General features: G+C 69.3%; 21 protein-coding genes. 13 read left to right on the top strand and 8 right to left on the bottom strand.

From position 1 onward, the window contains the following. Positions 1 to 1,297: HEAT repeat domain-containing protein (locus HLK59_RS11525; RefSeq protein WP_171141253.1), on the top strand; the 1,297-nt coding region annotated here is incomplete at its 5' end. Positions 1,298 to 1,394: 97 nt separating this feature from the next. Beyond that, a complete protein-coding gene (locus HLK59_RS11520; protein WP_171141252.1) occupies positions 1,395 to 1,580 on the top strand; it encodes a hypothetical protein in 186 nt (61 codons plus the stop codon). Here the strand turns inward: HLK59_RS11520 and HLK59_RS11515 are convergent. Then, complete coding sequence (locus HLK59_RS11515) at positions 1,546 to 2,229, bottom strand: alpha/beta fold hydrolase (protein ID WP_346779704.1); 684 nt, start codon at positions 2,227 to 2,229, stop codon at positions 1,546 to 1,548. The genes HLK59_RS11520 and HLK59_RS11515 overlap by 35 nt on opposite strands. 112 nt (positions 2,230 to 2,341) lie before the next feature. On the opposite strand from HLK59_RS11515, the gene HLK59_RS11510 reads away from it, so the two are divergent. Beyond that, a complete protein-coding gene (locus tag HLK59_RS11510) occupies positions 2,342 to 2,578 on the top strand; it encodes a hypothetical protein (RefSeq protein WP_171141251.1) in 237 nt (78 codons plus the stop codon). A gap of 43 nt (positions 2,579 to 2,621) precedes the next feature. On the opposite strand, the gene HLK59_RS11505 is transcribed toward HLK59_RS11510, so the two are convergent. Beyond that, complete coding sequence (locus HLK59_RS11505) at positions 2,622 to 2,909, bottom strand: hypothetical protein (protein ID WP_171141250.1); 288 nt, start codon at positions 2,907 to 2,909, stop codon at positions 2,622 to 2,624. A 399-nt stretch (positions 2,910 to 3,308) separates the two neighbouring features. Between HLK59_RS11505 and HLK59_RS11500 the strand changes: the two genes are divergently transcribed. Together HLK59_RS11500 and HLK59_RS11495 are read left to right on the top strand one after the other, a co-directional pair. Beyond that, positions 3,309 to 4,295 carry a helix-turn-helix domain-containing protein gene (locus tag HLK59_RS11500; protein WP_171141249.1) on the top strand — a complete coding sequence of 329 codons (987 nt, stop codon included), beginning with the start codon at positions 3,309 to 3,311 and terminating at the stop codon, positions 4,293 to 4,295. A 159-nt stretch (positions 4,296 to 4,454) separates the two neighbouring features. Then, the gene (locus HLK59_RS11495; RefSeq protein ID WP_171141248.1) at positions 4,455 to 5,624 is read left to right on the top strand and encodes a UDP-N-acetylglucosamine--N-acetylmuramyl-(pentapeptide) pyrophosphoryl-undecaprenol N-acetylglucosamine transferase; all 1,170 of its coding nucleotides are present in this window, start codon (positions 4,455 to 4,457) and stop codon (positions 5,622 to 5,624) included. A 326-nt stretch (positions 5,625 to 5,950) separates the two neighbouring features. Here HLK59_RS11495 and HLK59_RS11490 read toward each other — a convergent pair whose 3' ends face one another. Beyond that, positions 5,951 to 7,270 carry a ferredoxin reductase family protein gene (locus HLK59_RS11490; protein WP_346779703.1) on the bottom strand — a complete coding sequence of 440 codons (1,320 nt, stop codon included), beginning with the start codon at positions 7,268 to 7,270 and terminating at the stop codon, positions 5,951 to 5,953. Positions 7,271 to 7,529: 259 nt separating this feature from the next. On the opposite strand from HLK59_RS11490, the gene HLK59_RS11485 reads away from it, so the two are divergent. The 3 genes from HLK59_RS11485 to HLK59_RS11475 all read left to right on the top strand — a co-directional run bounded on the left by HLK59_RS11485 (position 7,530) and on the right by HLK59_RS11475 (position 11,193). After that, a complete protein-coding gene (locus HLK59_RS11485; protein ID WP_171141246.1) occupies positions 7,530 to 8,345 on the top strand; it encodes an SAM-dependent methyltransferase in 816 nt (271 codons plus the stop codon). Positions 8,346 to 8,477: 132 nt separating this feature from the next. Beyond that, positions 8,478 to 10,592 (top strand): LamG domain-containing protein, encoded by a 2,115-nt coding sequence (locus tag HLK59_RS11480; protein ID WP_171141261.1) that lies wholly within the window; start codon positions 8,478 to 8,480, stop codon positions 10,590 to 10,592. A 70-nt stretch (positions 10,593 to 10,662) separates the two neighbouring features. Next, on the top strand, positions 10,663 to 11,193 hold the full coding sequence (locus HLK59_RS11475) for a GNAT family protein (protein ID WP_171141245.1): 531 nt from the start codon (positions 10,663 to 10,665) through the stop codon (positions 11,191 to 11,193). On the opposite strand, the gene HLK59_RS11470 is transcribed toward HLK59_RS11475, so the two are convergent. From HLK59_RS11470 to HLK59_RS11460, 3 genes are all read right to left on the bottom strand, one after another. Beyond that, positions 11,180 to 12,460, bottom strand: coding sequence for an alginate lyase family protein (locus tag HLK59_RS11470; RefSeq protein ID WP_171141244.1), 1,281 nt, complete (start codon positions 12,458 to 12,460; stop codon positions 11,180 to 11,182). The two genes, HLK59_RS11475 and HLK59_RS11470, sit on opposite strands and share 14 nt — an antisense overlap. Beyond that, complete coding sequence (locus tag HLK59_RS11465) at positions 12,457 to 14,037, bottom strand: glycosyl hydrolase family 28-related protein (RefSeq protein WP_346779702.1); 1,581 nt, start codon at positions 14,035 to 14,037, stop codon at positions 12,457 to 12,459. The genes HLK59_RS11470 and HLK59_RS11465 overlap by 4 nt, the downstream gene beginning before the upstream one ends. A gap of 327 nt (positions 14,038 to 14,364) precedes the next feature. After that, positions 14,365 to 14,805 carry an OsmC family protein gene (locus tag HLK59_RS11460; RefSeq protein ID WP_171141243.1) on the bottom strand — a complete coding sequence of 147 codons (441 nt, stop codon included), beginning with the start codon at positions 14,803 to 14,805 and terminating at the stop codon, positions 14,365 to 14,367. A 412-nt stretch (positions 14,806 to 15,217) separates the two neighbouring features. Between HLK59_RS11460 and HLK59_RS11455 the strand changes: the two genes are divergently transcribed. The 4 genes from HLK59_RS11455 (at position 15,218) to HLK59_RS11440 (ending at position 19,923) form a co-directional block, all read left to right on the top strand. Beyond that, positions 15,218 to 16,633, top strand: a complete 1,416-nt coding sequence (locus tag HLK59_RS11455) for a family 2B encapsulin nanocompartment shell protein (RefSeq protein ID WP_171141242.1) — start codon at positions 15,218 to 15,220, stop codon at positions 16,631 to 16,633. Positions 16,634 to 16,710: 77 nt separating this feature from the next. Then, entirely contained in the window at positions 16,711 to 18,186 is a 1,476-nt protein-coding gene (locus HLK59_RS11450; RefSeq protein WP_171141241.1) for a family 2 encapsulin nanocompartment cargo protein terpene cyclase, read from the top strand. Between the two features lie 15 nt (positions 18,187 to 18,201). Next, positions 18,202 to 19,077, top strand: coding sequence for a geranyl diphosphate 2-C-methyltransferase (locus HLK59_RS11445; protein WP_171141240.1), 876 nt, complete (start codon positions 18,202 to 18,204; stop codon positions 19,075 to 19,077). 219 nt (positions 19,078 to 19,296) lie between these two features. Continuing rightward, the gene (locus HLK59_RS11440) at positions 19,297 to 19,923 is read left to right on the top strand and encodes a BlaI/MecI/CopY family transcriptional regulator (protein ID WP_171141239.1); all 627 of its coding nucleotides are present in this window, start codon (positions 19,297 to 19,299) and stop codon (positions 19,921 to 19,923) included. 37 nt (positions 19,924 to 19,960) lie between these two features. On the opposite strand, the gene HLK59_RS11435 is transcribed toward HLK59_RS11440, so the two are convergent. Together HLK59_RS11435 and HLK59_RS11430 are read right to left on the bottom strand one after the other, a co-directional pair. Continuing rightward, positions 19,961 to 21,334, bottom strand: coding sequence for a hypothetical protein (locus tag HLK59_RS11435; RefSeq protein WP_240982346.1), 1,374 nt, complete (start codon positions 21,332 to 21,334; stop codon positions 19,961 to 19,963). Between the two features lie 290 nt (positions 21,335 to 21,624). Further along, positions 21,625 to 23,892 carry a M4 family metallopeptidase gene (locus tag HLK59_RS11430; RefSeq protein WP_171141237.1) on the bottom strand — a complete coding sequence of 756 codons (2,268 nt, stop codon included), beginning with the start codon at positions 23,890 to 23,892 and terminating at the stop codon, positions 21,625 to 21,627. Between the two features lie 431 nt (positions 23,893 to 24,323). Between HLK59_RS11430 and HLK59_RS11425 the strand changes: the two genes are divergently transcribed. After that, positions 24,324 to 24,821 carry a hemerythrin domain-containing protein gene (locus HLK59_RS11425; protein ID WP_206327021.1) on the top strand — a complete coding sequence of 166 codons (498 nt, stop codon included), beginning with the start codon at positions 24,324 to 24,326 and terminating at the stop codon, positions 24,819 to 24,821. The last annotated feature ends 102 nt before the right edge of the window (positions 24,822 to 24,923 follow it).

The raw sequence follows: 24,923 nt of genomic DNA, 5'->3' as shown, positions 1-24,923 counted from the left end.
CCCTTCCCGTATCGCGCTCTTCGACGCCATAAGCGCGGACCGCACCGGCCCCGTCGCCACCCGGCTGCTCCCGCTCGCCCACGCCGACACCCCCTTCGTACGCCGGCAGGCCTTGGAACTCCTCCATAGTCTGACCCACCAACAGCCCTGGCCCGAGGCCGTCAACGCCGCCGTGGCCCGGCTCAGTGACCCCGACGAGGAGGTACGGCGCCGCGCCGCGTACCTCTTCGGCTACAGCGGGCAGCCCGACCGTGTACTCGCGGCTCTCAGCGAACTCGCCGATCCCGTCGTACGCACCATCCTGGCCAGGGCGCTGGGGTCGGCCGCCGCCCACCTGACGGATGATGACCTCGCGTCGGTCCGCTTCCTCGCCCACCTGGAGACGCTGCGGGCAGCGCCACCCACGCGACGGCAGGGCCTGGACACCGCACTCCTCGACGATGTCCTTGAAGCCGCGCACGACCTCAAGGACATCGGGCACATCTGGGGCGAGGTTCTGTACGGACTGAGGCGCGAGCACGACACCTACGCCCTCGTGGCCCGCCTCCTCGCCGACCCAGCCACCCGGGACATCGGCGCCGACCTGGCCCGCGAGGCCTGCCACGACTGGCGGTTGGCCCCGGTCAGGATGATGCCGCTACTCCTCCGGCACCGAGGCCAGAGTGGCACCCCGGCTCTTGATACGGCCCTCACGACGGCCTCGATATCCGAGGCGGCACGGCGGACGCACGGAACTCCCCTCGCCGAAGTCGTCCCCGTCACACCGTCCCCCGGAGCCCGCCCGATCCCGTCCACCTCTAAGGCGTACGACAACGCGTCCGCCGCCGCGCTCCTCGCCGCCAAGCCCCTCGGCATCACGCGCCTCGCTCACGCCTCCGAGATCTTCGAGGCCCTCCTGGACGCCGGTCCGCTGACCTTCCGACAGGCGGCCCAGCTGTACAACCTGACTTTCCGCCGGCCCGGCCGCTCACAGGCTGAGTGCGCCCCGCTGTGGTTGCGGCACGCCGGTCCTTCCGCACTGTCCCGGCTGCTCGCCCTCATGACACCGCACCTGGCCGACTACGCGATCGGGCACTACTACCTCGCAGGTCTGGCGCGGATGGGCAGCCACGCGAGACCCGCGATACCGGCCGTCACAGCATTGATCGACAGGCGCACTCGCATCCCCGTCAACGACTCCACCCGCGACGCCGAGATGAGACTGGACGAAAGCCTTCTGGCCGCCGCTCTCAGCGCCCGCCGCGCGATCCTCGCGGACGCCGTTCCGCCGCCTCCTGCTCCGCCATCTCCCCGATAGGCGCCCTCTTCGTTCGTGGCGACCGTACCTACGTCCGCCAGTGCTTCGCCGCGACCTCTCGGACCCCTCGGACCCCTTGGACGGGACCGTCAGCGCGATGGCGGACCTCGTCCAGGAGGACAAGGTCCGCTACTCGGGGCTCTGCGAGGCGACCGGTCCCGAGCTGCGCGCGGCCCACACCATCCACCCGACCACCGCGCCGCCCTCCGAGTCGTCGCGCCGGCGCCCGACAGGGCCCCTCAGCAACGTCACGCGCGCCCGTCCCCCGGCGGCAGCGACCTGAGGACCTCTGCCAGCCGGCCCGGATCGTGACGGGCGATGTTGTGGCCTACGGGAATCTCGTGCACCTGCCAGCCCGCGGTGCGGCGCAGCCGTTCGGTCACGGCAACGAACGGGCTGCCCGGCCACGGCCCACCGCTGATGAAAGTGCGGCCGACCGCGCGTCCGGGGCCGTTTTGCAGACTCACCGACTGAAGGAAGCTCGCCAGTGGGTGCGGGCGTGCACGCGGGTCGAGCCCGGAGGGGACCGCCACCCAGCGGCCGTCGCCGCGGGCACCGGCAGTGAACAGGTCTCGGAACTGGTCACTGGTCAACGACCAGCACGAATCACCGTCCTGCGGGACGTAGGCGTCGATGAAGACAAGCTGATCGAGACGGCCGACGAGCCGGTCCGCGACTCCGGCGATCACCATCCCGCCGTAGCTGTGCCCGCACAACGCGAGGGGCCCTTCACCGCTGCGGCCGATGATCTCGGCCACCTGGTCGATGTGGGTGTCGAGATTCGGTGGCCGCTCCACGTCCATCGGACCGTCCGACTCCAGCCCTGCCAGGGTCACCGCCTCGACCTGGTGACCGTCGCGGCGCAACTCTGCCGCCACCGCGTCGAACGCCCACCCGCCCTGCCAACCACCCGGCACCATCACGAACTTCACCGCGTCATCGTAGGCGTGGCGCCATCCCACGCGGGCTACGACAGGACAACTCAGCCAGTACGGTGGCCGCAGAACCTTCCCCGGCTGGATCGCAAGCTGGCACGATCAATTCGTGAATCTTGCCAAGGATCTGGCTGACTGGACCGACTGGGACAGCGCCGCCTTCGAGGTGGGCCGTTCACTGGGGATCTTCGGTGAGTCCGAAACGTTCGCGCAGGTCAAGTGGGTCTTCTGGACCGACAATCCGCTGGGGAACGCGCTGCATGAGGTGCTCCTGCAGTTGGTGAGCGCACGAGTGCTGGAACGCCGGGAAGAACCGGACGAACAGTTCCGATGGATCGCCCGGTGACGTCCTGGCTGTTCGTTGGCCGGCTCAATGGCGGCTCCGGGGGTCACACGTTCCCGTGTCCCGAGTTGGCGTCGATGGCCGCCTGGACCGCTTCCAGCAGCGCGACCAGGCCGGGCGCCTGCTCCCACTCCGCGGCTGTGTAGTCCCAGGTCGTGCGCGTCCCCGGGGCGTCGATCTCCACGGTTCGCCTCCCCTTCCGGTCCGGGCCGGTGATACGCAGGCTCATGTGTCGAATGTGCCAGCGTTTGGGGTAGTTGCCGAAGATCTCCAGTATCCGACCGTCGAACGAGAACAACTGGTGGCCGACCGTGGTCGTGATCTCGTCGTTCATGGGGGAACCCTATGCACGGTGATCAGCCAGTGCCAGGCCCCAGTTCCCTTCCAGGGGGTCGGTGCCTGCCACCCGCCTTTGCGCGTGACCAGAACCGGACGTTGTTGACCCCGCCGGAGTAGGTGCCGGTGTGCAGCAGAGACATGGCCCTGTCGTTGGATGGGCTCCGGAACGGTCCCGAGACATCGTTCCAGTTCAGCTCGCCGCTAGCACGCGCCCGGGCCGCGTCCGGGTCTACGTGATGTGTCGGCAGCGCCGGGAGCCGTCCTGTGATCAGCTGGGCCATTTGCGTTCCGCGCGCTATATCGGCGTTCCCTGACCCTTCCTGGCGTGATCGCGAAAAGGGGTTGCCCGGGGCCGCTGGTGGTGTTTGACCGTAGGGCGCACGCACAATGAGGCATGAATGTAATCAGCACTTCCGAGGTCACACCGGAAGAGCGGTTCGGATTCTGGCGCGAGGTGACGTCGAAGCTCTGGGTGCCCTATGACACACGGTGTGAGCGGGCAGTGGAGGGGAACTTCCGAGCCGAGGTGACGATCGGTCAGTTCGGTTCGGTGCAAGCGACGTTGATGACCTCGACGGCCCACTCGGTCCGCCGTACCCCAAGGCTCATCCGGCAGGCCGATCCCGAGGTGTTCAAGCTGGGGTGCCTCGTGCGCGGTGGCGGGATGATCACGCAGGGCGAGCAGTCCGAGGCTTTCGGCGTCGGTGATCTCATGCTGTTCGATACCTCCCGCCCGTATCTGTCGGAGTTCGAACCCGGTCTTCCGGGAAGCCAGCAGCTATTGCTTCTGCGCTTTCCGCGTTCTCATTTATCGCTGCCCGACAGGGAGTTGCGGCGGCTCAGCGCGGTGCGTATTCCGGGTGATCGAGGAGTGGGAGCACTCTCGGCACAATTCCTCTTACAACTGGCCCGGCGCATGGACGAGTTCGGCCCGTCCGATGCCGCTCGGTTGTCCACCCTCACCCTCGATGTCCTCACCGCGGCGCTCGCCGACGCCCTGGACGCCCGCGCCACGGTGCCTGCTGAGACCAGGCGACGGGCGCTGGTGGCCCAGATCCACGCCTTCATCCAGGAGAACCTGGGCCATGCGCATCTGACGCCAACGGCCATCGCCGCAGCCCATCACATCTCCTTGCGCTACCTGCACAAGCTGTTCCATCAAGACGGACACACGGTCGGCGGGTGGATCCGTCAGCTGCGTCTGGAGCGGTGCCGCGCCGATCTCGCCGATCCCCTGCTGGCCGCCTCTCCGGTCCACGCGATCGCCTCCCGGTGGGGCTTCACCAGCGCCGCTCACTTCAGCCAGGCGTTCCGCCACGCCTACGGTCTTACGCCACGTGACTACCGGCGGGATTCCGCATACCCGGCCGGGCCGCGGTAACTGCGCCTCCGCCCTTGAGTTCGCGGCCGTGCGGCGACCTGATCGAGCCCGGTCCACCGGAACGTCGACGGCCGTCAGCTGCTGCACGATGGATCACCTGTGGGAGGCTCACCATCAGACCGTCTCGGCCGGATTCACCGCAGCACTGGAGCCATCAGCATGAACAGCGATCATCGCCCCTTCCGTCTGATCGTCACGGGAGGCGGGACCGGCGGTCACACCTATCCGGCCCTCACCGCGGTGCGCACGCTTCAGGCCCGCCTGGCGTCCCGAGGCGACCAGTTGGACGTGCTGTGGGTGGGTGAGGCCGACAGTCTGGAGTCGCGGGTCGCGGCGGCCGAGGGCATCGGGTTCGAGTCGGTCGCGGTGGGCAAGATCCGGCGGTCCAAGAACCCGGTCAAGATGGTGTCCCCGGCGAACATCAAGGACATGAGCCGCGTCCCGCTCGGTGTTCTCCAGGCCCGCAAGGCAATCAACCGTTTCGCTCCGGACGTTGTGCTGGCGACGGGCGGCTATGTCGCGGTCCCGGTCGGTGTGGCCGCGACCCGGCTGTGCCGGGTCCCGCTGGTCGTGCACGAGCAGACCGTGCGACTCGGTCTGGCCAACCGGACCCTGGCCACAGCCGCGACGCGGGTCGCGGTGTCCTCGCCGTCCACGCTACCGCTGCTGACCGAAGGGGTGCGCGCCACGGCGGTGGTGACAGGCAACCCGGTACGCCCCGAGGTGTTCACCGGTCAGCCCCGGAAGGCAGTCGAAGCCCTGGGGCTGCACGGGTTCGACACGCGCCTTCCCACCGTCTACGTGACCGGCGGCGCCCAGGGCTCCCAGCAGGTCAACACCCTGGTCCGTGACGTACTGCCGTGGCTGGTGGAACACGCCAACGTCATCCATCAGTGCGGGCGCGACAACGTCGAGGGACTGCGCCGCGAGACCGGACACCTGTCCGCCGAGGGCGCGGCCCGTTACCACCTCACCGGATACGTGGGCGCCGAACTGCCCGACGTCCTCGCACTGGCCGACGTCGTGATCTCCCGCAGTGGTGCCGGGACGATCGCCGAGCTCACCGCGCTGGGCAAACCGGCCGTGTTCATCCCGCTCGCCACCTCGGCCGGCAACGAACAGGCCCACAACGCACGCCACCTGGCGGACAACGGAGCCGCCGTCGCACTGATCGACGACGTGTCCGCCCAGCACCTCCAGAAGGCCGTGGCACCGCTGCTGACGGACCCGGAGCAGCGCTCGGCCATGGCGGAACGGGCCCGCGAGCACGGCCGCCCGGACGCCGCGGAGCGCCTGGTCGACGTGGTGCTCGCCGCGGCCGGGAGGTAGACCCCGCCTGCGGACGGTGACGCGGCGGCCGTCTGCGCCGCCGCGTGCTCGTGGGGATCGGGGCGTGCGAAGGTTCGCCCCGACAGTCCATCCGCTCGGCAGTACTGGCCCCGCACGAACCAGCTGCCCTGCCCGCTGGAAGCCCTTGTCGATGACTGCCGGTACGAGGGCCTGACGCCCGACCGATCAGGCCCTCGACCTGCTCCGTCCCGGCTGCCTCTCCGGCGCGCACAGGGACTTCGAGGACTTCGCCCGCCGAGTCGACAGCGACGGTGTTTCCCGCGGGATCCGACTCACTGGGCGCCAGGAGCCGTGGCCCACTCCCGTCACGCCAACCCGAACCTCTCGGCGTGCACCTGTCGCGCCGGGACGCGCAGCTCTCGCAGGCCGGCCAGGACGGCGGCCGTCATGGCCGGGGGCCCGCACACGTAGACGTCGCGGGCGGTGATGTCGGGGACCAGCTGGTGCAGGCTGCTAGGGGCGAACGGCGGGGTGCCGGCCTCACCGGTCCGGCCGGTGAGCAGGTGAAGGCGTCCGCCCCGTACGGCCAACAGACGGCGCACCTCGTTCAACAGGACAGCGTCGGCCTCGGTGCGCACCCGGTACAGCACGACGACGTCGCCGCTCACCTGTTCCTCGAGCATGGCCCGCACCGGTGTGATCCCCACGCCGCCGGCGATCAGCAGGGCGCCGGGCCGGGTCCGGTGCAGCGAGGTGAACGCTCCGTAGGGGCCCTCGACGAAGGCGCGGCTGCCGACGGGGAGGTCGCGCAGACCGGCGCTGGCGCTGCCCACGGCCTTCGCGGTGAGGCGCAGTCCCCGTCCGTCGGGCGCCGCCGACAGTGAGAAGGGGTTGGCGAGCCACCAGTGGTTGTGGCCGGGGAACCGCCAGATGCAGAACTGACCGGCACGGGCCGGGAGTTTGTCGAGGTGTCGGCCGGTGACGTAGACGGAGACCACGTCGTGCGACTCCGGCACCACGGCCGCCACGCTGAAGCGGTGGTAGGCGTTGCGCCACAGCGGCGTGACAAGGCGCCCGGTCAGCAGCGCGCCGAAGGCGAACAGCCACAGGAACCACCAGTAGGCCGTGGCGAAAGCGGAGGACGTGAACGTGGTCGTCTCCTGCAACTGGTGCACGAACGCCAGGCCCAGAGCCACGTAGAGCAGCAGATGCAGGCCGTGCCAGACCTCGTACGGCAGCCGCCTGCGCACCATCCGGACGGAGATCGTGGCGATGACGACGATGACGGCCGCGGCGAGCATGCCCAGCAGGGAGGCCGGCACCCCGCTCAGCGCGACGAACGTCTTCGCCATGGAAGTGTCGTCGAGTGTCGCGTAGCCGAGAACCACGAGCGTCGCGTGGGTCAGGACGGTCCACAGCAGGGTGAAGCCGACCCAGCGATGCCACACCGTGAGCCGGTCCATGCCGATGCGGCGGTCCAGCCACGGCAGCCGGGCCACCAGCAGCAGTTGCATCATTATCAGCAGGGCCGCGTGCAGTCCGAAGAACTTGGCGACCGTCAGCACATCGTTCTTGCCCGACCCGGCGCTGATGAACAGTGCCTCGATGACGGCCACGTTGACGAGGACGAATGTCCACATCGCCCAGCGCGCCGCGTCCACCGGACGTACGGTGCCTGTCCGCACCGTTTGGCTCTCCGCCACCATGGTTGCCCCCACTCCCCCGGGGTCGCGGTACGCGTGCGACCCGTGTGCACAAACCCCATGAAGACCGAGGTACTTGGCTGGATACCCACCTCGATCGCGTAAGAATACGGCCGATGAGCCGGTTCCGTTCATGCCGGAACCTTCCTGTCTGACCGCCAATCGTCGTATTCGACGGGCGACCGGGCAGGTAGGTAGTTGTGACTGATACTTCTTGCTTCGGCAGAGACGGATGGTGCGCATGAACGACCACGCGACGTCGCCCGGGCAGGCGGCGCCTCAGGGGATCGACACCTCGGTCCCGCACTCGGCCCGTATCTGGAACTACTGGCTGGGCGGGAAGGACCACTACCCCGTCGACGAGCAGGCCGGTGACGCGTACACCGCCGTGTTCCCCGGCATCGTGACCATCGCCCGTGGCAGCCGCGCGTTCCTGCGCCGCAACATCACGTACCTGGCCGCCGAAGCGGGCATACGCCAGTTCCTCGACGTCGGAACAGGCCTGCCGAGCGCCGACAACACCCATGAGGTCGCCCAGCGAATCGCCTCCGGCTCCCGGATCGTCTACGTCGACAACGACCCGTTGGTCCTGGCGCACGCCCGTGACCTGCTCTCCTCCACGCCGCAGGGGGCGACCTCCTACATCGATGCCGACGTGCACGCCCCGGACCGCATCCTGGCGGCCGCCGCCGACACACTGGACCTCAGTCGGCCAACGGCGCTCATCCTCAGCAACATCCTGGGCCACGTCGCCGACACCGGTCAGGCGCGCTCGATCGTCGACCAGCTGATGGGAGCACTGCCGTCCGGCAGCTACCTCTCCGTCAACGATGGTTCGCGCGGCATCGACCCGATCTTCGAGCAGGCCCAGGACGCGTACAACGAGAGCGGCGCCGTCCCGTACAACCTGCGCACCGTCGACGAGATCACGTCGCTCTTCGACGGTCTGGACCTCCTGGAGCCCGGCGTCGTCCCAGTCACCCAGTGGCGCCCCGAAGCGACAAGTCCGGCCCCGGAAGTCATCGCTGAACACGGAGGCCTCGCCCGCAAGCCCTGACAGGTGGAAAAGCCTTTCCGTGCTGTCAGTGGCGCCTGTTAGCTTCTGTGAGTTCGTGTGATCCACGAGCATCAACCGCTCACAGGGGAGGGCCAGTTGACGCTGTCCAGAAAGACCGGCAGACGCAGAGGGATGGTGGTGGCGGCCTGCGCGGCAGCGCTGCTGGCCGGTCTCACCGGCACGGCGCACGCCGTGGACAACCTGCCGCCCGACCAGCCCCTCGTCGAGGATCTCCAGTCGGGCGGCAAGCCCTGCGCGACGGGTGACGACACGGTGTACGTACCGACTCCGCCTCGTCTGAGCGCCGTGCTGTACGACCCGGAAGAGGACAACCAGCCCAGTGAGTCCAGCCCGCTCTCGGGCGAGTTCGAAGCCTGGTGGACGGACGCCGACGGGACGGTCCAACGCCGCGACTACAGCACGATCACTCTGTCCTCGGGATCGCGCCAGTACTGGACGATGCCCAGCGACCTTCCCGCCGACACCGTCATCTCCTGGCACGTCCGCGCGAACGACGGCCACGCCACCTCTCCCTGGAGCGATGACGGCAACGGCTCGGTCTGCTCGTTCGTCTACGACGACACGAACCCCGAGCAGCCGACGATCAGCTCACCCGAGTACCCCACCCCGGATGAGGTGTTCTGGGTGGACGGTGTCGGCGTCTACGGCCACTTCACCGTCGACTCGCCCTCCGACGACGTGGTGTCGTACACCTACGGCTTCCTCGGCGGCCCTTACGGCACTGTCACAGCCGAGCGGCCCGGCGCGGCCGTGACCATCCCCTACCTGCCGCTCACCTCCGGTCCCAAGAACCTGACGGTCCGCGCCATCGACCGCTCTGGGCGCAGCAGCTCACAGGCGCAGTACGACTTCAACGTGAAGTCGGGCCGAGCCCCCGTCGCCCGCTGGAAGCTGGACGACCCGGCGGGGTCCCGTTCGGCGGCTGCCGAGACCGGCACGCCCGCCCGAGCCGGTATCGGCGCCACCTTCGGCGGCCCGGCGCCCACCGGCACCGCGTCCACCACCACCGTCGCCCTCGACGGCTCCGGCCACGGCTTCCTCACCCCGGACACCTCCGCCACCGACATCCGCGACACCTTCGCGGTCAGCGCCTGGGTCCGGCCCGCCGAGACCGGTCGCACCATGACCGTCGCCAGCCAGGACGCGGTCGGACAGCCCGGATTCACCCTCGGACTGCACGCCCAGGAATCCGGCGCCCTCTGGTCGTTCGCCATCGGAGGAGCGCGGTTGTCCGGCGGCGCCCCCGAGACCGGGGAGTGGGCCCATCTGTTGGGGCTGTACGACGCCGAGACCGGCAAGGCCCACCTGTACGTCAACGGCCACGAGGTGGGAGACGCGGTGGCGGCGACTCCCGCCGAAGCCGCCGGTGCCTTCCAGATCGGACGGGCACGCGGAACCACCGGCTACCGCGACCGCTGGCACGGCGACGTCAGCGACGTACAGGTCCATGACCGCGTCGTCGTACCGACCGAGGTGAGCGAGCATGCCTGGCGCAAGCCGACCTTGCTCGGCCACTGGTCACTGTCGAGCGCCACGGACGGCGCGAGCCCCGAGCAGTCGGGCGGTACACCGCTGCACCTCGCCGGCGGTGCCTCCGTCTACCGTGCCTCGGACGACTCGTGCATCCCGGACATCGACCCGGACTGCACCTACGTGCCGCCGCCATTGGTCGGCGACGGGCATCTGGCCCTGGACGGTGAGAGCGGATACGCCAGCGCCGAAGGGCCCGTGGTGGACACCGGCGACAGCTTCACCATCGGTGTCGTCGTACGCCTCGCCGACTCCGCCCCCGCCCACCCGATGACGGTCCTCTCCCAGGCCGGGGAGCACACCGACGCCTTCAAGGTGCGCTACGACCCGCCCACCAACAGCTGGCAGCTGGTGATGCCCGAACGGGACGAGGCCGGTGCGCCGGAGCGGGTCGTCTCCCAGATCACGGGTGCGGACGGTGGCGAGGGCCCAGGTCAGCGGCTGGTCGTGGTCTACGACGACGGCACCGACACCATCAAGCTCTTCCTCGACGGCTACACCAACGCCGACGCGACCGCGAGCCTGCCCGACGGCTGGCACAGCTCCGGCGCCCTCCAGATCGGCCGTGGCACGGTCGGTGACGGCTGGGGTGAGTACCTGCACGGCGACGTGGACGAGGTGCAGGCGTACGCCGGTGCCCTGCGGGACGAGGACGTCCTGGGCCTCGGCGGGGAGACGAACCCCTGCCTGTGCTGATCCGCTCGCCCATACGGGGTTCCGTCCCCGGCCCGCCCGGCGCCGGCGCTCGATGCTTAGGCTGAGCGTCATGACTGAGCACGTTCATCTGCGCCCCGTGGCCGAGAAGGATCTCGACCTGTTCGAGCGTCTCCATGAGGACCGGGCGGAAGCCGGGGAACTCGGGTTCTTCGGTTTCCGCAATCCGGGCCAGCTTCGTCAGCAGTGGGCGGAGCAGGGTTTCCTCACCGCTCAGGGCGGACGACTGGCGATCGCCCATGCCGACGATGACCGGTTTCTCGGCGAAGTGCAGTGGCACCAGGTGTTGCAGGGGCCCGCGTCCCCGTGTTGGAACATCGGCATCTCGCTCCTGACCGCCGAGCGGGACAAGGGGTATGGCAAGCGCGCCCAGCGGCTCCTCGTCGAGTACCTGTTCGCGCACACGCAGGTGAACCGTGTCGAGGCAAGCACGGAAGCGGTGAACGTCGCTGAGCAGAAGGCCCTGGAGTGGGCCGGCTTCACCCGTGAGGGCATCGTGCGGGGGGCGTGCTTCCGGGGCGGCGCCTGGCGGGACATGGTCTTGTACTCGGTACTGAGGGCGGAGGTCATCACCGAGGCGTGAGTCGGCCCGCGATCGAGTCCAGTTGCTCCGCCGCCGGTCGCAGCGCCCACAGGTCGCCGCCCGGCGGCTCCTCGAGGAGGGGGACCGCGCGCCGGGCCCGGCTGTCCCCGGCGTCGGCGGCCGCGTGCACCACGTCGGTGGCCGCGTATCGGAGGAAGTCCAGCTCGGGATGTGGCCAGGGGGCCGCGGCCGTCGCCGCGGGGAGCAGGTAGTCCACTGCTCGGGACAGGCTCTGCCCGTCGGGGCCGCGGTAGGACCACAGGTCCACTCCGACGTGCCGTCCGATGTCGGCGAGGCGGGTGTAGGCCACTAGGTCGAACGTCGAGTAGTGCCAGCTCCTGGTCCGGGCCAGTTCCTGGGGCTGGCTCCCGTCGGCGGCGATCTGCGGCGCGATGCGCCGGGCGCGGGCGTCCAGCACGGTACGGCGGGCGAGGCCCTTGTCGCCGGTCGCGTAGGCGAGGCCGGCGAGCAACAGGTCGTAGAAGGTGCCGTGGTTGTTGGTGGCGGCGGCCTCCTGCGCGCCGAAGTCGCTGTGCGCGAGCCAGTCGAGGAAGCCGGCGTTCCAGCGCGCCATGGCGGTGCGGTCGGCTCGGCTCCAGCCCGGTGCGCCGGTTTCCAGCAGGGCGATCGCGTCGAGGACGGCGGTGTAGGACTGGGAGAAGTCGATGATGCCGATGGCCCGGCCGTCGTACTTGCAGGGGATGAACTGGGCGTGGTCCAGGTTCGGGTTCATCCGGGTGGCCGGGGCCAGGAACCAGGTGCGCAGCACCTGCCCGGCCTTGTCGGCGTAGCGGCGGTCGCCGGTGTAGTACCAGGCGAGGGAGAGGTCGTAGGCGGAGTCGAAGGTCTTCTCGACGTCCTGGCGGTCGGTGCCGGTGTCGACCTCGGGGTTGCGCTCGCCGTCGCGCTGGACGTACGGGCAGCCCCAGGGGTTGTCGGTGGTGGGGGTTCGGCCGGGCCACCAGTAGGGGGCCTGGCTGAGGTAGTCGTGGACGTCGCCGCCGGGTGCGGGACGGGGCTTGTCGACGACCGTCCACGGGCCCTGGTCCAGCCATCGGTCGGCGCGGGCGGTCAACGCGAGCAGGGTGCGGCGGAGTTGCCGGTCCCCGCGGTCCAGGCGCAGCTTGGTCTGCTGCATGCGGGCGCCGTCCAGGACCGCCGTGTGCGGGACGCGCGGCGTGCCGTGAGCGGCCACCGGGGCCGAGAGGCCAGTGGTGCAGGCGGCGAGAAGGGCGAGGAGGAGGCAGAGGCGGGAGCGCGTGTTCATCGTCGGTCCCCGTCCCGGTCGGTGGACGCGAGGCGGCGCTGGGCCTCGTGGAGGTTCGGTGGCCGGACGGCGTGCGGGCTGCCGTACAGCTCCAGGCGTGTGTGCAGGTCGCCCGTGAAGTCGGGCACGTCGATCTGGTCGAACTCCTGGACCTCGTCGATGCCGACGGTCGCGGACCAGGGGGCCAGGCCGTCGATCCGTACCAGGCCCGCGCGCCTGTTGGTGACGCGGATGTTCCAGTGGGCGAAGCGGGCGCCGAACAGCGGTCCGGCGCTCGCGTCCCCGCCGTGCCGGCCGGTGTTGTCGACGGTGATGTCGGTGCGGACGTTGGCGAAGGGCAGACCGCGGTGGCTGTCGAAGGTGCCCATCCGCATCTCGCCGCGCGACCAGACGTTGTACGACGACAGCCCCTCGACGTTGATGCCGTGCAGTTGCGTGCCGGCCGGGGCCGGGGTGGTGCGCTCCTCGATGGTGAAGTCCTCGACGAGGTTGTCGTGGGAGCCCTCGCGGCAGAAGTAGGGGTGGTGGGAGCCGCGGCCCGCGACCCTCGTGCGGCGCAGCGTGCAGGCGGAGGCAGCCACGAGTCCGAAGCCGTTGTCGACGTGGCGGACCGTCACGTCATCCACCCAGCAGTCGTACGCGCATTGCAGGACGACGCCGTTGTAGCCGGTGTCGAGCAGGTGCGGCCGCTGCGGAGTCTCTACGGCCTCCAGGGTCAGGCCCTCCACCCCCGCACCGGTCAACGCCTGTACGTGGGTGGTCAGTCGCGGATCCCATTCCGGGCGCAGATCCAGCGGGAGCGGCCTTTCGAGGGTGACCCGGCGGCCGTGGACGCGGGTGATGCGTACGGGCCATTCGTAGGGGACGTACGAGGTCAGTTTGGTCTTGTCGTCCCAGACATAGCCCTCGGGTCCGGGGCCGCCGCCGCACATGTGCTCCAGCAGGGTGTGGTCGGCGTCGTCGGACAGCCGTAGCAGGACCAGGGCGCCGGGGTGCAGCGACGACGTGTCCGTGGCCGTCACCGTCCAGGAGCCCTGGCGTGCCGGGGCGAGCGCGGTGAGCGGGCGCCATTCGTCGCGGCGGTTTCCCGTCCAGCCCTCGAACGGCCAGGCGCGGGCACGGATCGCGGTGACGAGGGAGGTCCAGCGGGCTTCGGGGGCCAGCCAGATCAGGCCGCCCGCCCAGGACCAGGAGGACTTGTCGCCGCCGTAGCGGGAGCCGTACACCCCGATGAGTTCGGTGAGGCTCTTCGTCGCGCGGAGCGTGGTGCGGCCGCTGCCGGCGCCGCGCAGGACCACGTCGCAGTGGCCGATGCGGATCACGTCGTCGATGCGGAAGGTGCCCGGTGGGATGGTGACCGTGCCACCGCCGGCCCGACCGGCGGCGGCGATGGCACGGTTGATCGCGGGTGCGCAGTCGGTCGTGCCGTCCGCCACGGCGCCGAAGTCACGGATGTCTGCGACGACCCGGTGGCGCGGGAGGCGGATCGCTCCGGCACGGTAGCCGGCCCGCCCGATGAAGGGGATCTGTGGGTGGGTGAAGGGTGTGCGGGTGAACTCGCCCCACAGGCGGGGCACTTCGGCCTTCGCGCCCGCTTCGGCGCCTGCGCCCGCGCCGGTCGCCGCTGTGGCGGGGCGCCGGCTGTCACGGTCCCGGCACCTGCCGCCACCGCGACGGCGCCGCCCAGCAGAGTTCGTCGTGTCAGGTTCATGACATGCCAGGAGCTCTCGGTGCCCGCTCTCGCATTCCCCATGTCCGTCCGCCCTTCCATGCGATTTTTCATGGATGTGAACGAGGTTCAGGTCTGTGTCGAGCGGTGAGCATGCCACGCTCCCCATGTCCACGAAAGAGGTCGCGCACAGGTTTCTGGTACAGACCAGGCCCGCCGATGGCCCGGTGAGAAGTCAGGCTCCTTCGACGGTCGCCTTGACGGGGGTGCCGATCTCGACGGTGCGGCTCACCGTGCAGAGCCGGTCGTGGGAGGCCTTGACGGCCCGGGGAAGAATGGTCCGGGCCCGGTCCGCCCCCTCGCCTTCCGGGAAGTCGACGGAGAACGTGACCACCAGATCCGTCATCCGGTTACCGAGCTCGTCGCCGACCTTGTTCCCCGTCACCTCGACAGAGAACCTGACCGGCTCGGCGTGACGGCTGGTCGCCACATCGACGTCCACCGCCGTGCAGCCTCCGAGCGCGGCGAGCAGCAGCTCCACCGGCGTGAACACGGCTTCCCCATCGGTACCGGAGCCGGTACCGAAGCTGATCGTGGCGCCACGCGCGTTCGTCGCGGTGAAGTGGCCGCTGCCGGTTCGCTCGACGTTGACGGAGCGCAGGGAGTTGTCGGTCATGCCGTCGAGACTATCCGGATGACGGAAGGCTCCAAGGAGGCGGTGACGCGAGTCGAAGCCTCCCGGTTGATCTGCCGTCGAGCACGCCCACGGCGCCCTGATGGCTTGATCGTGCATACCGCGATCGGTGTGAGGCGCCGTCGGGCATGGTGATCGGCCTGTGTGGACCGTCGCTGTCCGATGAGGGTGGCGCAATGCCGCTCAATGGTCCGATAAACCGGATTCGATCGATTGTCACCGCTTCGAAGGAAGCGGCTGGGATCTCCGGGCGAGGCGGCTCAACCGGCCCTTACCGTCCTGGAGGTGGGTGGATCACCGAGGTGCTCCCTCCCCGTTGGCGAGTCCTCCCTGTCTCTCCACCGACGCACACCTGTGCGCCGCCGCCCGGCCACGCAAGGAGTAGCCCACCCCGATGACCGTGGACAGCAGCCCGGAAACCCAGGCCGCACCAGCCGTGCCACAGCAGTCCCTGAGCACCTCCGCCGCCCGCAACCTCACCACCACCACGAAGTCCGCTCCGCAGATGCAGGAGATCACCTCCCGCTGGTTGCTGCGGATGCTGCCCTGGGTCGAGACCAACGGCGGCGCCTACCGGGTCAACCGGCGGCTGCGTCACACCGTCGGCGACGGACGCGTCGAGTTCGTGCAGGAGGGCTCCACGGTCCGTGTGATCCCCCGCGAACTCGGTGAACTGGCCCTGCTGCGGGACTTCGAGGACCTGGACGCCCTCACGGCCCTCGCCGAGCGCTGTACACAGCGCGACTTCGCTCCCGGCGAGGTCATCGTCGAGCGCGGCAGCCCGGCGGACCGGATCCACCTGATCGCCCACGGACGTGTCAGCCAGTGCGCCGAGGGCAAGTACGGCGGAGAGATCGCCGTCGCGGTGCTCGCGGACGGCGACCACTTCGGCGAGAACGCGCTCCTGGACTCCGACGCCCGCTACGCCTACACGGCCACCGCCGAGACGTCCGGCACCCTTCTCACCCTCTCCCGCGCCGACTTCGCCGCCGTGCGGGACTCCGCGCCCAGTCTTCGAGCCCACATCACCGACTTCGGCTCCGCCACCCGGCGACGGCAGAACAAGCACGGTGAGGCCGAGATCGCCATGTCGGCCGGCCATGTCGGCGAGGCCGATGTGCCGAGCGCCTTCGTCGACTACGAGCTCAAGCCACGTGAGTACGAACTCTCCGTCGCGCAGACCATTCTGCGGATCCACACCCGGGTCGGCGACCTCTACAACGGGCCGATGAACCAGACCGAGGAGCAACTCCGGCTGACCATCGAGGCGTTGCGCGAGCGCCAGGAGCACGAGCTCGTCAACAACCGTGAGTTCGGGCTGCTGCACAACGCCGACTTCAAGCAGCGCATCCAGACCCACTCCGGCCCGCCGACCCCGGACGACATGGACGATCTGCTCTGCCGCCGCCGCGGCACCAAGTTCTTCCTCGCCCACCCCAGGACGATCGCCGCGATCGGACGCGGGTTCAACGCCTGCGGTCTCTACCCGGACCACGTCGATCTCGGCGGGCAGTCCGTGCCGGCCTGGCGCGGGGTCCCGATCCTGCCCTGCAACAAGATCCCCATCAGCAAGGAACAGACCAGCTCCATCATCGCCATGCGCACGGGCGAGAAGAACCAAGGAGTCATCGGCCTGTGGCAGACAGGGCTGCCGGACGAGGTGGAGCCCGGACTCTCCGCACGTTTCATGGGCATCAACGAGCAGGCGGTCATCTCCTACCTCGTCAGCACCTACTACTCCGCCGCGGTGCTGCTACCCGACGCGCTCGGTGTGATGGAGAACGTGCAGATCGCCCGCGGGCGCGGCTGAGGTCATGCCACGCGGAACGGGCCGCCATCCCGTCCACGCCGCACGAGCCCTCACCCCACCGCAGCAAGGAGCAGCAGATGCCCGATCCCGGGCCCCCTGGGCCGTCCATCCCTGAGCAGCGGTCCAAGCCGACCACGACCGTGCCGGACGTCCCCACACCGGCGATCCCCGGTCTTCCGAATCCGCCGATCGCGGCGGCCGCGTTCGGCCTCGCGGCGGCACCGCATCCACCGGTCGCTCCCCCGCCGACCAGCGGCACGCCGCCCGCCACGCCTCCCGTGCCCGCCACCGAACCCGCCCTTCAACGGGTCCTCGGCGGACCGACCGGCCTGGGCACAACCTCGCTGTCCCTGGCGGGCGGTCCGCATCCGCCGAGCACACCGTCGCCGCCAACTCAGCACCCACCCGTCGCTTCCGCCGAAGCAACCGCGCCTCCTGCCATCGACCCGCTTCTCCAGCGGGTCCTGGGCGGGCCGAGCGGTCTGGGCACGGCTTCACTGTCCCTGGCGCACACGCCGCATCGGCTGCTGCCCGAAGCCGTCCCCGTGCTCCCGGTCCCCGCGCCGCCCGCCGAGGGCCAGGCCGTGCCCGGCCTGTACCACCACCCGGTCCCGGAGCCCGACCCGGTACGTGTCGAGGAGGTGAGCCGCCGGATCAAGCGCTGGGCCGAGGACGAGGTCCAGCTCTACCCCGAGGAGTGGGAAGGCCAGTTCGACGGCTTCTCCGTCGGGCGGTACATGGTCGGCTGCCACCCCGACGCTCCCACGGTCGATCACCTGATGATCGCCACCCGGCTGATGGTCGCGGAGAACGCCGTGGACGACTGCTACTGCGAGGACCACGGCGGCTCGCCCGTCGGCCTCGGCGGGCGCCTCCTCCTGGCTCACACCGCGCTCGACCCTCTGCACACCACACCTGAGTACGCGCCGGCGTGGCAGGAGTCGCTCGGCTCGGACCCCCCGCGGCGCGCCTACCGCAGCGCGATGGACCACTTCGTCCGCATGGCCTCGCCCTCGCAGATCGACCGCTACCGCCACGACATGGCGCGACTGCACCTGGGCTACCTGGCCGAGGCCGCCTGGGCCGAGACCGATCACGTCCCGGAGGTGTGGGAGTACCTGGCGATGCGCCAGTTCAACAACTTCCGCCCCTGCCCCACCATCACCGACACCATCGGAGGCTACGAACTCCCAGCGGACCTGCACGCGCGACCCGAGATGCAGCGGGTCATCGCCCTGGCCGGGAACGCGACCACCATCGTCAACGACCTGTACTCGTACACCAAGGAACTCGCCAGTCCCGGCCGGCATCTGAACCTGCCGGTGGTGATCGCCGAACGCGAGCAGATCTCGGATCGCGACGGCTATCTCAAGGCGGTCGAGGTCCACAACGAACTCATGCGCGCCTTCGAGGCGGCAGCGGCCGACCTCGCCGCGGACTGCCCCCTACCCAGCGTGGTGCGCTTCCTCAAGGGCGTGGCCGCGTGGGTCGACGGCAACCACGACTGGCACCGCACCAACACCTACCGCTACAGCCTGCCCGCCTTCTGGTAAGGAACGGACACCTCTGTGACCACAGAAATCACCCCCACCGTCTCCGTGACGATCCCGGCCCCCGCGACCCCCTACCAGGGGGACATCGCCCGGTACTGGAACAACGAGGCACGGCCGGTGAACCTGCGCCTCGGTGACGTGGACGGGCTCTACCACCACCACTACGGCATCGGTGCCGTCGACCACTCGGCGCTCGGCGACCCGGAGCACAGCGCATACGAGAAGAAGCTGATCGCCGAGCTCCACCGGCTCGAGTCCGCCCAGGCCGAGGTCCTCCTGGACCACCTCGGCGCCATCACACCCGAGGACACTCTCGTCGACGCGGGCTGCGGACGCGGCGGATCCATGGTCATGGCCCACCAACGCTTCGGCTGCAAGGTCCAGGGCGTCACCCTGTCCTCCGCGCAGGCCGACTTCGGCAACGGGCGAGCACAGGAACTGCGTATCCAGGACCACGTGCGCTCCCGCGTGTGCAACATGCTCGACACGCCCTTCGAGAAGGGCAGCGTCACCGCCTCCTGGAACAACGAGTCGAGCATGTACGTCGACCTGCACGACCTGTTCGCCGAGCACTCCCGCTTCCTCAAGGTGGGCGGCCGGTACGTGACCATCACCGGCTGCTGGAATCCCCGCTACGGCCAGCCCTCGAAGTGGGTCTCCCAGATCAACGCCCACTTCGAGTGCAACATCCACTCCCGCCGCGAATACCTGCGGGCCATGGCCGACAACCGGCTCGTGCCGCAGACCGTGATCGACCTGACCCCCGACACGCTCCCGTACTGGGAGTTGCGGGCCACCTCCTCACTGGTCACCGGAATCGAGGAGGCCTTCATCGAGTCGTACCGGGACGGCTCTTTCCAGTACGTACTGATCGCGGCCGACCGCGTCTGACCTGACGGACCAATCCGGTCGGTGCGGGTGGCGGCCCGGCAAGGGCCGCCACATCTGGTTCTCGGACACCACCTGACCGCACCCGGGCCGATGCGTACTATCTCCACACCAAGCATCTGTGCACCTACATGGCCCATCGTCCGCCCGCCATGTACGCGGTCCGCCCAGGAACCCGTGCCACAGGTACTTGGACCGAGCGTTCAAGGAGAGGTCGACAACATGTCCGAGAACACCACCACCGCGACGGAACTGACGTCTCAGTACACGGCCCAGGTAACCGGCGACCTTGAGCACAACCTCAAGGAGCAAGAACGCGTCCACCAGGAAATAGCCGCCCTGCAACAGCAGTTGGCCACCCTGGAACATGACCACTCGGTGCTCGTGAACATGCATCAGGCGCTCGGCCTGACTCTGCCCACCGCCGAGCCCGAACACTCCCCTGCGCCGGCTCCTCGTAAGAAGGCCGCCACCCGTAAGCCCGCCCAGCCCAAGAAGGCCAGCACTCCCAAGGCCGCGAAGTCGGCCGCTCCGAAGGCCGACGCGAAGGCCGCTCCGAAGGCCGACGCGAAGTCAGCGGAGCCCACGCTGGTCAGCCTGATCCACGACCACCTCACCGCACAGACCGAACCCCGCTCCACAGCCGAGATCGCCAGCGCGATGGGCCAGGCCCACCCTGACCGTGGCATCAAGGCCACCGTGGTGCGGACCACTCTCGAAGCCCTCGTGGCCAAGGGCACGGTCCAGCGCGTCAAGCAGGGCAATTCCGTCTACTACACCACCTCCGACACGACGGACCCCGCCCCTGAGCAGCCGTCGACGGACGCGGAGACCGACGGCGCCGCATAGCCCGCTGCGGACCCCTCGTGACTCGGGTCCCACACCCCTACGGAGCGATGCCGACACCGTCGATCCTGCTCCACCGCTTCTCCTGCTGAGCTGTCATGGCCGGCCATGACAGCCCTGCCGGTCGGGGCTGAACGCGGGAGGCGTAGGGCAGTGGGCGGAAGTCGGCGTCGTAGAAGCATCCTGTGCCGTAGGTGTGATCGTAGGAGGCACACGAGGATGCGACGGACCGTGCGGTGGGTCTCTTTCCTGTGCGGGCCCAGGCGGCGAGTGCGGCAATGGAGTTGGCGTACTCGGCGTCGCTCAGCTCGCTGTGCTCGTGCTCCGTGGTGAAGGTCTGCACGAGGTTCTTGTCCCGGTGGGCGCCTTCGAGGCTCGCCCGGTAGGCGGCCTCGTGTTCGACGAAGGCGGTGGGGTCGTCGATGGCGTGCAGAGTGAGTACGGGGATCGGAACCCGACCGGTGAGGTCGCTGTCGTAGGACAGGTCGCGCCGGGCCGTGGGATCGGCGGAGAAGCGTGCGACTCCTTCGTTCAATGCCTTGTCGTCGTGTGAACCGGAGTACAGCACCCCCTCGTTGCTGAAGGGATTCCGATCGCCGAGCCGGTTGTGCACGATGTCGCGGAACGTGAACACGGCGAAGCGCAGGTGTGATTCCAGCGTCCGCTCCGGGATACGGGTGACGGCGAGGATGTCGTCAAGGTTGCGTTGCTGCACGGAGGTGCGGTCCTGCGGTGCCGACGCGAATCCCGTGCACTCCTGCAAGCGGGCCCGCAACCCCGTCGTGGTCAGGGTCGAAGTGGGACGCAGTCCCTGCCACAACGGGTACTGGGGTTCACTGGGGCGAGGAAGGTTCTGGCAGTAGTACTGATAGACGACCCGCAGGTCGACGCGGTAGTCATAGCCGCGTGAGCCGCCGCCCAGCACTCCGTTGGTGAGCAGGGCACCGTCGTAGGAGCCGTGCTTGCCGTACACCTCCACGGTCTTGGCGGCGACGTTCCCGCCCCAGGACTGTCCGTGTACGAAGGTCCGCCCGGGGCGGCCGAACTCGTCCACGAAGAGCCGGCGCACGTTCTCCGTGTCGGCGGCGGCCATACGGGTTCCGTAGCCGCCGCGCCGATAGGACGAGCCCGCCCAGGCATATCCCTGGTCCACCATCACCGACCAGCGTTCCAGGTCGCCGAGGCTTCGCTCGGGGTCCGACGCCTCACCCAGGTCGGGACCGCCGTGCGCGTGCACGACGAGCGAGCCGTTCCACCGCTTGGGCACGGCGATCGCGTAGAACGCTCCGTCGGCGTCCTGGCCGGTGTAGCAGGTGGCCTTCTCCGCCAGGTTCACCGGGCACGAGATCGGAGCGGGCGGCTGCTCACTGGCCGCCTGGACCGGGCCGATGGCGCTGAGCGACCCGGCGATCATCCCTGCGAGACCGGCGGTCAGCGTCACTCCGCGTCGTGCGCGGGACCAGAGGCGAGGAGGGGGAGACGTGGTCCGACCCGAGCGATTCACAGCGATGCTCCCGAGACTCAGTGGCGCACCATCGCGCCGAGCGGTGCGATGTTAGGAACGCACGCGCCGGGTGCACCACGAGTCGCTCGATTCTGTTCATAGTGTGCGCACAGGACGAGGGTCGGGAGGAGCACGGAGACACCGCCGCCCGGGTCCCGAGGGACTGGGCGGCGGTGTGCCGTTGGTGCCGGCGGAGTGTGTCAGGGGGTCAGTTGCCAGCGTGCGATGTACCCGACGTCGATGGACGCCCGGTCCTGCACGCGTAGCTTCCAGGTGCCGTTGAGCGGTTGCGCGGAGGCGTTGACCGTGAAGGTCTGGTCGACGTTGTCGGCGGAGCCGCCGGTGCGGTTGAGCAGGGAGTAGACGGTGCCGTTGGGGCCGACGAGGTCGACGGTGAGGTCACCGCGGTAGGTGTGGACGATGTTGACGTAGACCGTGGTGGTCGCGGAGGCGTTGCCGTCGCGGCCGGTGATGGTCACCGGGGACTCGACGGCGGCCCCGTTGTCGGGGATGTCCACGCGGGTGGCGTTGGCGTAGACGTAGGCGATCTGCCAGCTGAAGGTGTCCGAGGCGGTGGCCCCCGTGCTGTCGGTGACGGCGATGGTCACGTCGCTGGTGCCGAGGGTGGTGGGCGTGCCGGTGATCAGGCCGCTCGGGCTGATGCTGAGGCCGTCGGGCAGTCCGGAGGCCTCGTAGGTCAGGGAGGCGCCGGTGTTGGTGGTGTAGGCGTCCAGCTGGATGCTGACGGTCTGGTTGACACCGCTGATCTGGTCGGCGGTCGGGGCGAGGTTGACGCCGAGGGCGATGCGGTTGCCGACGTTTATCGCGGCCCAGGCGTCGGCGACGGCGAGGTAGGTGGGGCTGTAGGCGCCGAACAGGTCGGCGGTGGCCGACAGGGTGGCGGTGCGGGCGCCGGCGTAGTTGGTCGTCGAGGTCATGTACGTCGTCAGCGCGCGGTACCAGATCGCGGCGGCGTTCTGGATGCCGATGCCGGTGACGGCCTGGCCGTCGTACGTCGGGCTGTCGTAGTCGACTCCGTTGACGGTCTTGGCGCCGCTGCCCTCGGAGAGCAGGTAGAAGAAGTGGTTCGCGGGGCCGGAGGAGTAGTGGACGTCGATGCCGCCCAGGGTGGAGCTCCAGTAGTCGCGGGAGTCGCCGTCCTTGGAGGGCTTGTCCATGTAGCGCAGCGGGGTACCGTCACCGTTGATGTCGATCTTCTCGCCGACGAGGTAGTCGCCGGGGTCGGCCGGGAGGTTCTCGTAGAACTCGACGGCGGCGGCGAAGATGTCGGAGGTCGCCTCGTTGAGGCCGCCGGACTCGCCCGAGTAGACCAGGCCCGCGGTGGCGGCGGTGACGCCGTGGCTCATCTCGTGCGCGGCGACGTCGAGCGCGGTCAGCGGGTGTGTGTTGCCCGAACCGTCGCCGTACGTCATGCAGAAGCAGGAGTCCTGCCAGAAGGCGTTGACGTAGTTGTTGCCGTAGTGGGCGCGGCTGTAGGCGGCGACACCGTCGTTGCGGATGCCGTTGCGGCCGTAGTTCTCCTTGTAGAAGTCCCAGGTGGCCGCGGCGCCGAAGGCCACGTCGACGCCGGCGGTCTGGCGGTTGGACGGCAGGCCGTTGCCCCAGACATCGTTGTCGTCCGAGAACAGGGTGCCGGTGCCCGAGGTGCCCTGGTTGAGGTCGTACGTCCGCTGCCCGGCGCGGTCAGGGTCGACGAGTTGGTACGTCGATCCGGTCAGGGTGCTGCCGAGCGGGACTTCGCCGGCGTACTGGCCGGTGCCGGAGCCGGTGTGCACGTGCTCGGCGGCCTGGAGCTGCTTGCCGGTGGTGGCGTCGGAGACGACCTGGAGTTCGCTGGGCGTGCCGTCCTCCTGGACGCCCTCGACGAGGGTCTCCCAGGCCAGCACGGGCCTGCCGCTGCCGGCCCAGACCACCAAGCGGGGTGCCTGCTCGGTCTCGGAGCCCTTCACCTCGGCCTTCTTCGAGGCGGTGAGGGCCTTCGCGGCGGCGCCGGCGGCCGTCACCTTCGGGCTGAGCGAGGGCACCCGGAGGCGAGCCGTGTTCGCCTTGGTGACGGTCGTACGGCCGCTCTTGTCATGGACGACCAGGTCGCCGCCGAGAACGGGCAACCCGGCGTAGGTGCGGTCGTAGCGGGTGTGCAGGGTGCCGTCGGCGTCCTTGATGACGTCCTTGACGACGAGCTTCTCCTTGCCGCCGAGGCCGATCTTCTGCGCGGTGCCGGCCGCCGCGGACCGGGCGCTCTCGATCAGGGCGGTGCGGCGGGCGGGTGTCAGGGAAGGCTGGGCGGCGCCGGCCCTGGGGGTGGCGGTGATCTTCGCGGGGCCCGGGTCCGCGGGGGCCGCGGCGGCGAGGCCGGGGGCGGCCAGGGCGAGCAGGGAGCCTACGGCCGTGAGGGCGAGGGCGGTGGCACGTCTGCGCCGGACGAAAGCGCGGTGTCGCAGGGGCAACGAGTTCTCCTTCGATACGACGGCCAACCCGTGGTGGGGGGCCGCGGACGAGACGGAACGGCGGGGTGTGCCGGTCCGGAGCGCTGCACGGCAGGCGGGTGGAAGGAGGCGGGGGGTGGAGGTGGTGCGGTTGTTCCTTGTGGGGATTTCGTCAAGGAACGGTGAACTTCCGCAGAAGAGTGGCACCGCGTGCACAGCTTTGTCATGGGAATGCCAAAGCAACGGCCGGAAATGACCATGACGTTCAGGCATATCAGCACAGACAGCGCCGGTTTTCAGCCTCTCCGTCGGAGACCAACTGGCCTGCGCCGGTCTCGCGTTGACGCGATTGACAGATCGTTTGCGCCGTCGGTAGAACCTTGGATCAGCGTCGCGTGCATCCGGCGAAGAGACCGTCGAGGGCATGGAGGCGTCGAAGCAACGGAACAGCCTTGACCACATCACACGGACGCCTGACGGCTTTCGGCAACCAGTTGATCGAAGTGCACCTCTGGCTCCGCGAAGAGCTCGCGGCACTGCGTCAGGACGTCGACGCCTATCTCGCCGGCGGTACACGGGTCCGCGACCTGCGGACCCACTGCCTGACCTTCTGCTCGGCGCTGGACCGGCACCACAACGGCGAGAACGACATCGCGTTCACCGAGATCGCCGAACAGTTCCCCGAACTGAGCCCCGTACTGGCGGAGTTGCGGCGCGACCACCGGCTGGTGGACGACTCCTTGCAACGACTCGAGAGGCTCGTCGGCGCACTGGACCGGGAGTCGGACCCCACCGAGTTCCGGCGCGAGCTGGACAGCCTTGCCGCGCTCATCGAAACCCACTTCACCTACGAGGAGAAGCGGATCGTCTCGGCGCTCAACTCACTGAAGGTGCCGGGCTGGGACCACACCCGGCCCGCGTTCCTGCGCACCGACGAGGAGGAGAGCTGACCGGCCGCGGTTCCGATCGACATCAACTCGCGCACACTGTAGGTGTGTTGATCATGTCCTGAAGGTCCGTCACAAGCCGGGCTCGCCGAAACAGTTCACGTG

It is taken from the genome of Streptomyces sp. S3(2020) (assembly GCF_013044505.1).
Classification (GTDB): Bacteria; Actinomycetota; Actinomycetes; order Streptomycetales; family Streptomycetaceae; genus Streptomyces.
The sequence above is the reverse complement of the archived record's forward strand: the minus strand, read 5'-3'. Positions and strand labels throughout refer to the sequence as shown.